The organism is Yersinia thracica (assembly GCF_902170565.1).
Taxonomy (GTDB): domain Bacteria; phylum Pseudomonadota; class Gammaproteobacteria; order Enterobacterales; family Enterobacteriaceae; genus Yersinia; species Yersinia thracica.
In genome coordinates, this window is the sequence record NZ_CABHXX010000110.1 from 1 (window position 1) to 13755 (window position 13755).

Here is a 13755-nt window from a genome sequence, read left to right on the forward strand (position 1 = left end):
CTTCAAAGACAATAAATTAAAATTTATTCTTTCTTTATTGTCATCTTCTTTACTGCTAGCTCAGGCTTTGTCATTCTGGCAACCAAACTTCTCTTTTTATTTATTGCCAACGAGAATGTGGGAATTACTGGCAGGGAGTGTGGTTGCAATTCTCTTAATGGAGAATAAGTTAAATTTTAATAAGTTGTACTATAAGATAATGCCACCTGTAGGGTTAGTTATTATTATGTGTTCAATTTTTTTTATTGACGATAAAATAATTCATCCTTCTATTATTACAGCACTTCCCATTATTGGGACGTGCATTGTTATATACTTCTCACGTCAACAAGATATCGCCACATCATTGCTGTCTGTTAAGCCTATTATTTTCATTGGGGCAATTTCTTATTCTATTTATCTTTGGCACCAACCATTATTTGTTTTCTACAGAGTAAAAGTGGGAAGTATAGATCTTCAAGCATCAATAGTGCTTATTTTTCTCTCTGTGGCTCTCGCAATTATTTCATTCTATTTTATAGAGAAACCCTTTAGGAAAAAACGGCTTGTGCCATGGAAATGGGCAGTCATGTCTATTTTTGTAGTGATTTTGATCGTTTTCTCCGGGCTGGCCATTATTAAAAATGGTTTTGTTGGTTCGGCAGGTGAACGATTAACACCCTTGGCTAAAAAGATGTATGAAGATTTTAAAGTGCCAGAATTTCGACGATTAGAAAGTGCAACAAAAGGGAAAAATTACCTTTCAGGCGAAGCCACCTCTTGGTGTGGGAATAGAGATCCTGCTGATGCCTGCCGCTTCGGTGATGAAAGTTGGGTTGTTATAGGAGATAGTTATGCTGCCTCTTTTGAATATGCATTGCAGACAGAATTGGCCACTCAGGGGAAGGGAATAATATCACTTACATATGAGCAATGTTCTTTCGTCTCTGACAATTTATGGTTTGGGACGGCTCCTGAGTGTCCGGAAATTAATCGTCGGCGCTGGAGTGTCATTAAAGCTTTCTCAGACAAAAAGACATTCCTTATTGCAGCTAATTATGCTCAGTTTGAAGATACCAAATTGGTTGATGGTCAGTCGGAAAGTATGGATTCTGTACCCATCGCGGCTGACGAATTAGTATGGATATCTTTAGCTGATAACATTAATAAACTTCTTTCAATGGGGCATCGGGTGGTTTTGGTTTACCCCATTCCGACTGTTCGGACAGATGTCAAAAGAGACTATTTCAGATTGCTTAATATTAGCAACGGCAATGTCGGAAAAGTCTATGATAAAAGCACGAAAGGATATAACGCAGTAATCTCGTTAAGTGAAAAATTAAATAGTTACATTAAACCAAACCCTAACTTAATTATTATTAATCCTGTCGATAGTCTTTGTGAGGGACATAACTGTCTGATTATTAATCGAAGTGGCGGGTTATACAATCAAGGAAGCCATCTTTCTAATGCCGGAGCCAAGTTAGTTTTAGGCCAAATTCCTGTTGAAAAGCCTAAAACAGACTCGAATTGACGGGAATATATTGTCCTGGGCAGAGGAGCAAAGCCAGATTGGTGGATACATTTCTATGCTATAGTAGGCCATGCTTTTCCCTTGTCCTATCTCAGAACCCCATGTATTAGGGGGGCTGTATGGGGTGCTGATAAAGAAAAAATACGACAGAATGACCCAGAATGCACGAAAATAACACATTCACAGATTCAGCCGTAACAGGCGTAAAGACCGACTCTACAGGCAATTACCCCCTACAACGTTTCTCCGTCGCGCCGATGCTCGACTGGACAGATCGCCATTGCCGTTATTTTCATCGTTTGTTAACTAAACAGGCGTTGTTGTACACCGAAATGGTGACCACCGGTGCCATTATCCACGGCAAAGGGGATTATCTGGCTTATAGTGAGCAAGACCATCCCGTGGCATTACAGCTGGGTGGCAGTGATCCTCAGGCATTAGCGTATTGTGCTAAACAGGCAGAGCTGCGTGGGTATAATGAAATAAACCTCAATGTCGGTTGCCCCTCTGATCGGGTGCAAAATGGCCGTTTTGGGGCTTGCCTAATGGCGGAGGCCAATCTGGTCGCTGATTGCATTAAAGCAATGCGTGATGTGGTTTCTATTCCGGTAACGGTGAAAACTCGCATTGGGATTGATGAGCTGGATAGCTATGAGTTCTTGTGTGAATTCGTGCAAACCGTCGCAGGCCGTGGTGAGTGTGATATTTTCACTATTCATGCTCGTAAAGCTTGGCTTTCAGGACTCAGCCCGAAAGAAAATCGCGAAGTACCGCCACTGGATTATGAGCGGGTTTATCAGCTTAAACGTGATTTTCCGGCACTGACCATTGCCATTAATGGTGGGGTCAAAACGCTGGCTGAAGCCAAAGAACATCTTAAGCATCTTGATGGGGTGATGATGGGGCGCGAAGCTTACCAAAACCCGAGCATTTTGACCCAAGTTGATCGCGAACTGTTTGATCCGAATGCGCCAGTAGTTGACAGTGTGAAAGCCATCGAAGCGCTTTATCCTTATATTGAACAAGAGCTGTCACGCGGTGCTTATCTAGGCCATATAACCCGCCATATTCTGGGTATTTTCCAAGGAATTCCTGGCGCACGCCAATGGCGTCGTCATCTGAGTGAAAATGCGCATAAACACGGTGCTGATGTTTCTGTGGTAGAACAGGCGCTAGCCCTAGTGACCCGCCCGCAGCACAATTCACTGTAATAAAATTAGCTATAAGTTAGCGAAATTGACCATGCCTGCCTATTTCTCTGGCAGGCACGTTTTTGTCTATAAGTAATAAATTCAATCTGTTATCTACTTTCTTTAGGTTGGCACGTTTCTTGTACTGTATCTTGGTAAAACCGTTGATAAAATCTCTGTCGATATCACTGTGTGGGTGATGCATTTACAGGGAATTAAACAGCAATTAAGGAGCTAGCCATGTTAGAAATTCTCTTTGTTATTGGTTTTTTCATCATGTTGATGGCAACCGGCATCTCCTTGTTGGGTATTTTCGCTGCATTATTGGTAGCCGCTGCTTTTATGATGTTGGGCGGCTTATTTGTGATGATGATTAAGTTGTTGCCATGGTTGATTTTAGCCGTGGTGGTGGTCTGGATCTGGCGTTCAATGCAGAAACCGGCAATACGCCGTTACTGATTATTTTGCTTTCTTGCGGGAGTGATCACAGGCTGAAAGTTTAGTTGCGTGAATTGTTAGGAAAACGTGTTTTTTCCTAAACGGGCTTGCTAGGATGCTACCCGACACGATTTGTTATCACATTTTCATCCCTGTCAGAGGTAAAATAGCCGTATAAACGGCAGGTTCATTTAAGTGAACATGGCTCTGACAGAATACCTAGCCGTACCCCTACAAGTGCATCAATGAAACAGTAAAATCAGAGCCTCGAATAATAGAGGCTCTGATTATTACTTTTATAGCGTAAGATAGATGACCAGATACTCAGTATATAAATATCAAATGAGGAATAGTCAATATATTGAATAATTTAACGGCAGAAATGAAAGAATCGATCACTAATATTAAAGGTTAGTAAAAAATCGATTGTAGTTGGCGATAATATAAACTATTTGTGCGACAAATGCTTCTTTGGCCAATTTCTTATCTTCTTCATTTTGACATTTTTCTTTTACATCAAAGAAACTTTGTTGCATCAATTGAACGGTAACATCAGCAGATTTTTGAAATGCCGACAAATTGTTGTTTTTGTTTAATTTATTGAGTAATAAATCAAACTTTTCATCAGCAAAATCTCGCAGTATCTGGAATTCTTCATTGTTGATTTTATTATCACAATAAAAAGCGTTCAATAGTGTCTTTATATCTCTATTAATTTCTGAATCATGCATAATTAAAACCTCAGTATATGTAATGAATAATGTTGCTTCAGTATTACACGTTGAGAGTATATAGATAATGCAGTTAGAGCAATTGGGCTTCAGTTGTCAGCGGTCTGAAAATAATAAAAAAATAACTTTTTAATAATTTATAATGGATAATAATATTTATTATCCATTATTGTAGCAGGGGATTAAGGGATTAACAGACTAGAGCCGGTTGTCTGGCGGCTTTCTAATATTTCATGGGCGCGGCGCGCATCACTCAGGGGGAATTGTTGAGCTTTAGCCACATCCACATTAATGGCACCACTGATAATCAATGAAAACAGCTCACGGCTAGCACTTTCTAACTCTTGCCGATTAGTCACATAGGCGTTTAAGGAAGCGCGAGTCACAAACAATGAGCCTTTTTGATTCAGTATGGCAAGGTCTACCCCGGTTACTGGGCCAGAGGCATTACCAAAGCTCACCATCAACCCTCTGCGTTTAAGGCTATTAAGCGAATCCAGCCAGGTACTTTTCCCAACCGAATCATATACCACACTCACTTTTTCGCTATTGGTCAGCTCCGCCACTCGCTCGGCGATATTTTCGGTGCGATAGTTTATGGTGGCCCAAGCCCCTTTGGCTTTTGCCAATTCAGCTTTTTCATCGGAGCCAACGGTGCCTATCAGTTTTGCGCCCAGAGCTTTTGCCCATTGGCAGGCAATCAACCCGACACCGCCTGCCGCCGCGTGGAATAAGAACACTTCGCCGGGTTTGATTTCATGGGTTTGGCGTAATAAATACTGGACTGTCAGCCCTTTAAGAAAAGAGGCCGCAGCTTGTTCGAAAGAGATTTCCACAGGGAGCAGGGCGATTTTATCCGCATCGACATTATGGACTTCGCTGTAAGCGCCAAGGGCTGATTGAGCGTATACTACTCGGTCACCCACTTTTATCGTGTTAACCGCCGAACCGACTTTAGTGACCACCCCGGCAGCCTCAGTTCCTAAGCCGCTGGGGAACTGTGACGGTGGGTAGAGACCAGTACGAACATAGGTATCGATATAGTTAATACCGATAGCTTTGTTTTCTACCTGAACTTCATATGCCGCAGGGTCCACCGGCGTGAAATCAAGGTATTGCAATACTTCCGGCCCGCCAATGGTGCTAAATTGAATATGCTTTGCCATGTTAGCTCCTCACAATAAGTGTATTTTCACCTTACAGAGTTCTACACGAGGTGCCCACTTCTTGCTAATACCGATAAGTAATAGGGAATTCATAATTACCCATCGGGTATCATCGCGTATACTAGGCGGCACTATTTTCCTATCGTTACAATTATCCTATCGCAACAGAGGTAAAGAGCACTTTTCATGGCAGCAAAAAAACCAACCAACAAGATGACAGAGCCACGCGATCGCCAGATGGAAGGGCTGAAACTCCCGCCTCATTCGCTGGAGGCAGAGCAGTCCGTGTTGGGCGGTTTGATGCTGGATAATGAGCGCTGGGATAACGTCTCTGAGCGCGTAGCCAGCAATGACTTTTTTAGTCGCCCGCATCGCCGGATCTTTACTGAAATGCAGCGTTTGCTGGAAAACAGCAAACCGATCGATTTGATCACCTTGTCCGAGTCGCTCGAACAAAAAGGTGATTTGGATTCGGTGGGGGGCTTTGCCTATCTGGCCGAGTTATCAAAAAATACGCCAAGTGCCGCGAATATCGGGGCTTATGCTGACATCGTCCGCGAACGTGCGGTGGTTCGTGAAATGATTTCGGTGGCGAATGAAATCGCCGATGCCGGCTATGATCCGCAAGGGCGTAGCAGTGAAGATCTGCTGGATCTGGCGGAATCTAAAGTATTCCAAATTGCCGAAAGCCGGGCCAGTAAAGATGAAGGGCCGAAAAGTGTCGATCAGATCCTCGAAGCTACTGTTGCGCGGATCGAACAGCTCTATCAGCGGCCACATGATGGGGTTACCGGGGTTTCGACCGGCTTTACTGATCTCGATAAAAAGACCGCCGGGCTACAAAAATCGGATTTGATCATTGTCGCCGCGCGTCCATCAATGGGGAAAACCACCTTTGCGATGAACTTATGCGAAAACGCCGCGATGATGCAGGAAAAACCGGTATTAATCTTCAGTTTGGAGATGCCCGGCGATCAGATAATGATGCGTATGTTGGCGTCCTTGTCACATGTCGATCAGACCCGCATTCGTACTGGCCAGCTTGATGATGAGGATTGGGCGCGGATTTCCAGCACCATGGGCATATTGATGGAAAAGCGCAATATGTACATCGATGACTCCTCCGGCCTGACCCCGACGGAAGTGCGCTCCCGTGCGCGGCGTATTTTCCGCGAACACGGTGGGTTGAGCTTGATTATGATCGACTACCTGCAATTGATGCGGGTGCCGTCGCTTTCGGATAACCGCACCTTGGAAATCGCTGAAATCTCACGTTCCCTGAAAGCATTGGCAAAAGAGCTACAAGTGCCGGTGGTGGCGCTGTCTCAGCTTAACCGTAGTTTGGAGCAACGTGCCGATAAACGGCCGGTTAACTCCGACTTACGTGAATCAGGTTCTATTGAGCAGGATGCTGACTTAATCATGTTCATTTATCGTGATGAGGTTTATCACGAAAACAGTGATGAAAAAGGGATTGCACAAATTATTTTGGGTAAACAGCGTAACGGCCCGATCGGTTCCGTCCGGCTGAAGTTTAATGGCCAATGGTCGCGCTTTGATAATTACGCTGGCCCGCAATACGACGACGAATAATATCCCCTTTAGTACTTGAAGCCGCAGGATTATTAGCTTGCGGCCTATCTGTTTGGGCATAACCTCTCTTTAAGGATAAGAAATGAAAGCGGCAACAGCAGTAATCGACCGCCGCGCTCTGCGACATAACTTGCAACAGGTTCGGCGTATGGCGCCGCAAAGTCGCCTGATTGCTGTTGTGAAAGCAAACGCTTATGGCCACGGGTTATTAGAAACAGCGCATACCTTACAGGATGCTGATTGCTACGGTGTTGCGCGGATCGGCGAAGCGCTAATGTTGCGATCCGGCGGAATTGTTAAACCGATTTTGCTGTTGGAAGGGTTCTTTGCCGCAGAAGATCTTCCGATTCTGGTGGCTAACCGCATTGAAACCGCGGTACACAGCATTGAACAACTGGAAGCGCTGGAAGCGGCTAATCTTTCGGCCCCCATTCATGTTTGGATGAAACTGGATACCGGCATGCACCGCCTGGGCGTGCGCCCGGAACAAGCGGAGGCTTTTTATCAGCGCTTAAGCGCGTGCCGCAATGTCATCCAGCCAGTCAATATTATGAGCCATTTTAGCCGTGCAGATGAGCCAAAAGTGGCGACCACCCGCCAGCAACTTGACTGTTTTGATACCTTTGCCGCTGATAAATCCGGCAAGCAATCTATTGCCGCATCTGGCGGGATTTTGCTGTGGCCAGAGGCGCACCGTGATTGGGTTCGCCCCGGTATCATACTGTATGGGGTTTCGCCGATGGACGAACCCTATGCCAGCCACTTTGATTTGTTGCCCGCAATGGCATTGAAATCCAGCTTGATTGCGGTTCGTGAGCATAAAGCCGGTGAACCTGTTGGCTATGGCGGTACTTGGGTCAGTGAGCGGGACACACGTCTGGGCGTGGTGGCGATTGGTTATGGCGATGGTTATCCACGCAGCGCCCCTTCGGGCACGCCAATGTGGCTGAATGGCCGCGAGGTTGGTATTGTTGGCCGGGTTTCAATGGATATGATTTCTGTTGATCTGGGGCCGGACGCTACAGATAAAGTGGGTGACGAAGTGTTGCTGTGGGGGGCTGAACTGCCGGTTGAAAAAATCGCGGCACAGACCGGTATCAGCGCCTATGAATTGATTACTAAGCTGACCTCCCGTGTGGCGATGGAATATTTGGGCGAATAAGGTAAGCTGGATAATTATTACCGATAAAGGAGAGTAGCGCCGTGTTCCAAAATGTTGACGCCTATGCAGGTGATCCGATCCTGTCGCTGATGGAAAGTTTTAAAGCCGATGACCGCGCACATAAAGTGAATTTGAGCATTGGGCTTTATTACAATGAGCAGGGCGAAATCCCATTGATGCAGGCAGTAAAAGCTGCCGAAGCGCAATTGAGCACTCAGCCACACGGTACACCGGTCTATTTGCCGATGGAAGGTTTACAACCTTATCGTAGTGCTATCCAGCAGCTATTATTTGGTGCAGAACATCCTATGTTGGCACAAAAGCGGGTGGCGACAATTCAAACCGTGGGTGGCTCTGGTGCATTGAAAGTCGGTGCTGATTTCCTGAATCATTATTTCCCTGATTCGCAGGTTTGGGTCAGTGACCCTACTTGGGAAAACCACGTTGCTATCTTTAGCGGCGCAGGTTTTACAGTGAATACCTATCCGTATTTTGATAATGACAAGCTGGGCGTAAAGTTTGATCAAATGCTGGCAACACTCCAGCAGTTACCGGGCAAAAGCATTGTGTTATTGCACCCTTGTTGCCATAACCCAACGGGATCGGATCTCACTAATGCGCAATGGGATCAAGTGATTGAAGTGGCTAAGGGCCGGGATCTGATCCCGTTCCTGGATATTGCTTATCAAGGTTTTGGTGCCGGGCTGAATGAAGATGCCTATGCTATCCGCGCGATGGCGGCAGCAGAATTGCCCTGTTTAGTCAGTAACTCCTTCTCTAAAATTTTCTCCCTGTATAACGAGCGGGTCGGTGGCTTGTCTGTAGTGTGTGAAAGTGAAGAAGCGGCAGGCCGTGTATTAGGGCAACTGAAAGCCACTGTTCGCCGTAACTATTCCAGTCCACCAAATTTTGGTGCGCAAGTGGTTTCTAAAGTGCTACATGACACTGAATTACAAGCACAATGGCAGGCTGAAGTGGAGCAAATGCGTTTGCGTATTATTGAAATGCGCAGCACGTTGGTCGAGGCTTTGAAAGCTTCATTACCTCATCGTAATTTCGATTACTTGCTGCAACAGCGCGGCATGTTCAGCTACACCGGTTTCAGTGCAGCACAAGTGGACCGTCTGCGTGAAGAGTTTGGTGTGTATCTGATTGCCAGCGGCAGGATGTGTATGGCGGGCGTCAATCACAGCAATGTTCAGCGCGTCGCGGCGGCGTTTGCTGCGGTGCAGTAATATCATATCTGCGTGATTTATCGCCCTGTGAGTGAAGGATTTACCGCACCTAGGGGCGCTCCGGTCGCTTACGCGACTACGGCCCCCACGGCACGATTCTCCTTCATTTGACAGTGTCAGCAATCTAAGGCGATAGCAATATCGCTTCAGACTGCTGACAAACCCCGACGACTCGATCTATGGTGGTGAGGACGGGCAGAAGAGTAAAGCGTCCGCGCCAGGGATGGCGCGGCTCGAGCCTACAAGGATGTATTGACGGCGTCTTTACGATCTGCCTGTTTTCACCGCTGCGGGCACTTTGTCAATAACCTTAGGCGATAGCAATATCGCCTTTTTTTATTGTTTTTTTCGCCACCTTTCCGCGACTTATCTCCATATTCCGCTTGTTTTCTCCACGGCCAATGGCTGTAAATCGATTAAAGAATATACTAATTAATGTAGTAGATACATGCCAAACGATCATTCATCACTCACAGTAAATCTATTGCTATAGGCGCAAGCTAGCAATTCAGTCTGTTGCTGTAACTGATGAAATGAAGTTTTTATGGAATAAACAACTTATGAGGCCCTTGTGCGAGACGCTACCGGCCCATTACAGGAGATATCCCCATGAATCATTCGGCATTACTGGAATACTGTATGTCCAAACCGGGGGCAGAACAGAGTGACCACGAGGAGTGGCAGGCAAATCAGATTAAAGTGGCCGATGTCATGTTTGCTATGGTGTGCGACACCGGCGGACGGCCCTCTATCTCCTTGAAGACCAGCCCTGAATTAGCAGAAAGCTTAAGAGATCAACATCCGGAGATCGTGCCGAGTGAACACTTGAATAAAGCGCACTGGAACACGGTGTTTCTGGATGGAGAATTACCGAATTCACAGTTCTATTCACTCATTGACCGCTCTTATCAATTGGTTTTGCAGGGATTACCGGAGCATAGAAGACAGGAGTTGGTAGTCTGAGGGCTAAAAAGAGCCTCTGGGACAGATAGTTTCCTGCCCCAGAGTGCTAGTCTGATGTGCTATTTACGTTGCAACATCGGTTTGAGGAATCGGGCCGTGTGTGATGCCGCGCATTCTGCGACGGTCTCTGGTGTGCCGGAAACTAATATCTCGCCGCCGCCACTGCCGCCCTCTGGCCCTAAATCGACAATCCAGTCTGCGGTCTTAATCACATCCAGATTATGCTCAATGACCACAATGGTATTGCCTTGATCGCGCAGCTGATGCAAGACTGCCAATAGCTGCTGAATATCAGCAAAGTGCAGGCCGGTGGTCGGTTCGTCCAGAATATACAACGTCTGGCCGGTGCCGCGTTTTGACAGTTCGCGTGATAATTTGACTCGCTGCGCTTCCCCGCCCGATAAAGTGGTAGCTGACTGGCCCAGACAAATATACGACAGACCCACATCCATCAAGGTTTGCAGCTTACGCGCCAATGCTGGAACTGCATCAAAGAACTCGCGCGCCTCTTCGATAGTCATCGCCAACACTTCGTGAATACTTTTGCCTTTGTATTTCACTTCCAGTGTTTCGCGGTTATAGCGCTTACCTTTACATTGATCGCAAGGGACATAAATATCCGGCAGGAAGTGCATTTCAACTTTAATCACCCCGTCACCCTGACAGGCTTCGCAGCGGCCACCTTTGACGTTAAAGCTAAAGCGGCCCGGCGTATAACCTCGAGCGCGTGACTCAGGTACGCCGGCAAATAGCTCGCGAATGGGGGTAAAGATGCCGGTATAAGTTGCCGGGTTAGAGCGCGGAGTCCGGCCTATCGGGCTTTGGTCGATATCGATAACTTTATCGAAATGCTCCAGCCCTTGGATATCACGATACGGAGCCGGTTCATTACTGGTCGCCCCGTTCAACTGGCGCTGCGCAATACTATATAAAGTATCATTGATGAGAGTGGATTTACCGGAACCAGAAACCCCGGTAATACAGCTAAATAGCCCGACCGGCAGGGTTAGCGTTACATCTTTCAGGTTGTTGCCGCTGGCACCAATTAACTTCAACACTTTGCTCGGATCACCAGCAACACGTTGCGCCGGAATAGCGATTGCTCGCTTGCCGCTCAGGAACTGACCTGTTAATGAATTAGGGGCGGCCATAATGTCATCCACCGTCCCTTCTGCAACCACTTCTCCGCCATGTACACCGGCACCTGGGCCGATATCAATCACATGGTCGGCGGCACGAATAGCATCTTCATCATGCTCCACCACAATGACGGTATTACCCAGATTTCTCAGGTGAATCAATGTTTCCAGCAAACGCTCATTATCGCGCTGATGCAAGCCGATGGACGGCTCATCAAGCACATACATGACGCCAACCAAACCGGCCCCAATCTGGCTGGCCAGACGGATACGCTGCGCTTCACCACCGGAGAGGGTTTCCGCCGAGCGGGACAGTGACAGATAATTCAGCCCGACGTTCACCAGGAATTTTAGCCGGTCACCAATTTCTTTCAGTATTTTCTCGGCAATTTGCGCCCGCTGGCCGCTCAGTTTCATATTCTGGAAGAAACTCAGCGCATGGCCGATGCTCAGTTCCGAGATTTCCGGCAATGTGGTTTTTTCGACAAAAACATAACGCGCTTCACGGCGCAGACGCGTGCCGTGGCATGAGGTACAGGAGCGGTTACTGATAAATTTAGCCAGCTCTTCACGCACCGCGCTAGATTCGGTCTCTTTATAACGGCGCTCCATATTGTGCAGCACCCCCTCGAAAGGGTGGCGGCGCACGGTGGTATCACCGCGATCATTTATGTATTTGAATTCAATGGTATCTTTTCCAGAACCGTATAACACAGCTTTCTGTGTTGCGGCATCTAGCGAGTTAAATGGCGCTTCGATATCAAACTTATAATGATCCGCCAATGAACGTAGCATCTGGAAGTAATAGAAGTTGCGGCGATCCCAGCCACGAATTGCGCCACCCGCCAGTGACAGCTCTGGGTTTTGCAGCACACGGTCTGGGTCAAAGAACTGCTGCACGCCCAGACCATCACAGGTTGGGCAAGCACCGGCTGGGTTGTTAAAGGAAAACAGGCGGGGTTCCAGCTCACTCATGCTATAGCCGCAAATTGGGCAAGCAAAGTTGGCGGAGAATAACAATTCTTCGGCGTGTGGATCATCCATATCGGCGACCACGGCAGTACCGCCGGAAAGCTCCAAGGCTGTTTCAAATGATTCGGCCAGGCGCTGTGCCAGATCTTCACGTACTTTAAAGCGATCGACCACCACTTCAATGGTGTGTTTCTTTTGCAGCTCTAATTTCGGTGGATCAGATAGATCGCAAACTTCGCCATCGATCCGCGCCCGGATATAGCCCTGCATCGCCAGATTTTCCAGCGTTTTGGTATGTTCGCCTTTGCGATCTTTTACCACTGGTGCCAGTAACATCAGGCGGCGGCCTTCTGGCTGGCTGATGACGTTATCCACCATCTGGCTGACCGTTTGGGCCGCCAGTGGGACATCATGATCCGGACAGCGCGGCTCGCCGACACGGGCGAACAGCAAACGTAGGTAATCATGGATTTCAGTGATAGTTCCCACGGTGGAGCGCGGGTTATGGGAGGTTGATTTTTGCTCGATGGAGATCGCCGGAGAGAGGCCTTCAATATGGTCGACATCCGGTTTTTCCATCAGCGACAGAAATTGGCGAGCATAGGCGGAGAGAGACTCAACATAGCGGCGTTGCCCCTCGGCATACAGGGTATCAAAAGCCAGTGAGGATTTGCCTGAACCCGATAGACCGGTGACCACGATCAGTTTGTCGCGCGGGATAATCAGGTTGATATTCTTAAGATTATGGGTGCGAGCGCCCCGAACTTCGATATTATCCATTCAAACACTTCCCGGATGTAAACTGAGCCTCTCACTGCGCCTATTTTGGGTGATATATCGGTGTATTTTGCAACACCCCAAAAGGACACAGCCAGTACGAAACGGATAATTATGACACAAAAAAACCTGAATGGATATCCAGTGTCCGGGTGCAATCAAGGCTGTTATTGCGATAAATCTGCTATGCATTCCGCAGTTATGATCAGTTGTGCCGTTTACCTATTAGCGTGTTAAACTTACTCGTTTATACTGTACAAAATTTATTTCATCAGGAGAGTTCACATGGCCAGCAGAGGCGTAAACAAAGTGATTTTGGTCGGGAATTTGGGCCAAGACCCGGAAGTCCGCTACATGCCGAATGGCGGCGCTGTTGCCAATATCACCCTGGCGACTTCCGAAAGCTGGCGTGATAAAGCCACTGGCGAGCAGAAAGAAAAAACGGAATGGCACCGTGTGGTGTTGTTCGGTAAGCTGGCAGAAGTCGCGGGTGAATATCTGCGCAAAGGCTCTCAGGTCTATATTGAGGGTGCTCTACAGACCCGTAAGTGGACAGATCAGGCTGGTGTTGAGAAATACACCACAGAAGTTGTGGTTAATGTGGGCGGCACCATGCAAATGCTGGGTGGCCGTCAAGGCGGTGGCGCTCCGGCGGGTGGTGGTGCACCACAAGAGGGCGGCGCACAAGGCGGTTGGGGCCAACCTCAGCAACCACAAGGTGGCAATCAGTTCAGTGGCGGCCAGACTTCGCGGCCAGCTCAGTCTGCTCCAGCGGCACAGCCACAAGGCGGCAATGAGCCACCAATGGATTTTGACGACGATATTCCGTTCTGATCCCTATCATTTAAAACAGAGAAATCAAACCCAGTGTAATAG

11 protein-coding genes are annotated in these 13755 nt (G+C 47.5%); 8 read left to right on the plus strand and 3 right to left on the minus strand.

Going from position 1 to position 13755, the window contains the following annotated elements; genetic code table 11:
* From FTA91_RS15625 to pspG, 3 genes are all read left to right on the plus strand, one after another.
* Positions 1-1513 (plus strand): acyltransferase family protein (locus FTA91_RS15625; protein WP_145583589.1); only part of this gene is annotated, 1513 nt, incomplete at its 5' end.
* Positions 1514-1674: 161 nt separating this feature from the next.
* Entirely contained in the window at positions 1675-2724 is a 1050-nt protein-coding gene (dusA, locus tag FTA91_RS15630; protein ID WP_050115860.1) for a tRNA dihydrouridine(20/20a) synthase DusA, read from the plus strand.
* A gap of 219 nt (positions 2725-2943) precedes the next feature.
* Positions 2944-3162, plus strand: a complete 219-nt coding sequence (gene pspG, locus FTA91_RS15635) for an envelope stress response protein PspG (protein ID WP_050115861.1) — start codon at positions 2944-2946, stop codon at positions 3160-3162.
* A gap of 383 nt (positions 3163-3545) precedes the next feature.
* On the opposite strand, the gene FTA91_RS15640 is transcribed toward pspG, so the two are convergent.
* Positions 3546-3872, minus strand: coding sequence for a hypothetical protein (locus FTA91_RS15640; protein ID WP_050115863.1), 327 nt, complete (start codon positions 3870-3872; stop codon positions 3546-3548).
* Positions 3873-4054: 182 nt separating this feature from the next.
* A complete protein-coding gene (locus FTA91_RS15645; protein ID WP_050115864.1) occupies positions 4055-5038 on the minus strand; it encodes a quinone oxidoreductase in 984 nt (327 codons plus the stop codon).
* 186 nt (positions 5039-5224) lie between these two features.
* Here FTA91_RS15645 and dnaB point away from each other — a divergent pair, with 186 nt between their 5' ends.
* The 4 genes from dnaB to FTA91_RS15665 all read left to right on the plus strand — a co-directional run bounded on the left by dnaB (position 5225) and on the right by FTA91_RS15665 (position 9991).
* A complete protein-coding gene (gene dnaB / locus FTA91_RS15650; protein WP_038638544.1) occupies positions 5225-6631 on the plus strand; it encodes a replicative DNA helicase in 1407 nt (468 codons plus the stop codon).
* 82 nt (positions 6632-6713) lie between these two features.
* Complete coding sequence (alr, locus tag FTA91_RS15655; RefSeq protein WP_050115865.1) at positions 6714-7793, plus strand: alanine racemase; 1080 nt, start codon at positions 6714-6716, stop codon at positions 7791-7793.
* 41 nt (positions 7794-7834) lie between these two features.
* Entirely contained in the window at positions 7835-9028 is a 1194-nt protein-coding gene (locus FTA91_RS15660) for an amino acid aminotransferase (RefSeq protein ID WP_145534182.1), read from the plus strand.
* A 609-nt stretch (positions 9029-9637) separates the two neighbouring features.
* Positions 9638-9991, plus strand: a complete 354-nt coding sequence (locus FTA91_RS15665) for an MmcQ/YjbR family DNA-binding protein (protein WP_050115867.1) — start codon at positions 9638-9640, stop codon at positions 9989-9991.
* A gap of 59 nt (positions 9992-10050) precedes the next feature.
* Here the strand turns inward: FTA91_RS15665 and uvrA are convergent, their stop codons facing one another.
* The gene (gene uvrA, locus FTA91_RS15670) at positions 10051-12882 is read right to left on the minus strand and encodes an excinuclease ABC subunit UvrA (protein ID WP_050115868.1); all 2832 of its coding nucleotides are present in this window, start codon (positions 12880-12882) and stop codon (positions 10051-10053) included.
* 282 nt (positions 12883-13164) lie between these two features.
* On the opposite strand from uvrA, the gene ssb1 reads away from it, so the two are divergent.
* Positions 13165-13713, plus strand: a complete 549-nt coding sequence (gene ssb1, locus FTA91_RS15675) for a single-stranded DNA-binding protein SSB1 (RefSeq protein WP_004711194.1) — start codon at positions 13165-13167, stop codon at positions 13711-13713.
* The last annotated feature ends 42 nt before the right edge of the window (positions 13714-13755 follow it).

Excerpts from the sequence above, each read along its gene's own strand:
- dusA (WP_050115860.1), top strand. The coding sequence starts at position 1,675 with ATGCACGAAAATAACACATTCACAGATTCAGCCGTAACAGGCGTAAAG.
- pspG (WP_050115861.1), top strand. The coding sequence starts at position 2,944 with ATGTTAGAAATTCTCTTTGTTATTGGTTTTTTCATCATGTTGATGGCA.
- FTA91_RS15640 (WP_050115863.1), bottom strand. The coding sequence starts at position 3,872 with ATGCATGATTCAGAAATTAATAGAGATATAAAGACACTATTGAACGCT.
- FTA91_RS15645 (WP_050115864.1), bottom strand. The coding sequence starts at position 5,038 with ATGGCAAAGCATATTCAATTTAGCACCATTGGCGGGCCGGAAGTATTG.
- dnaB (WP_038638544.1), top strand. The coding sequence starts at position 5,225 with ATGGCAGCAAAAAAACCAACCAACAAGATGACAGAGCCACGCGATCGC.
- alr (WP_050115865.1), top strand. The coding sequence starts at position 6,714 with ATGAAAGCGGCAACAGCAGTAATCGACCGCCGCGCTCTGCGACATAAC.
- FTA91_RS15665 (WP_050115867.1), top strand. The coding sequence starts at position 9,638 with ATGAATCATTCGGCATTACTGGAATACTGTATGTCCAAACCGGGGGCA.
- uvrA (WP_050115868.1), bottom strand. The coding sequence starts at position 12,882 with ATGGATAATATCGAAGTTCGGGGCGCTCGCACCCATAATCTTAAGAAT.
- ssb1 (WP_004711194.1), top strand. The coding sequence starts at position 13,165 with ATGGCCAGCAGAGGCGTAAACAAAGTGATTTTGGTCGGGAATTTGGGC.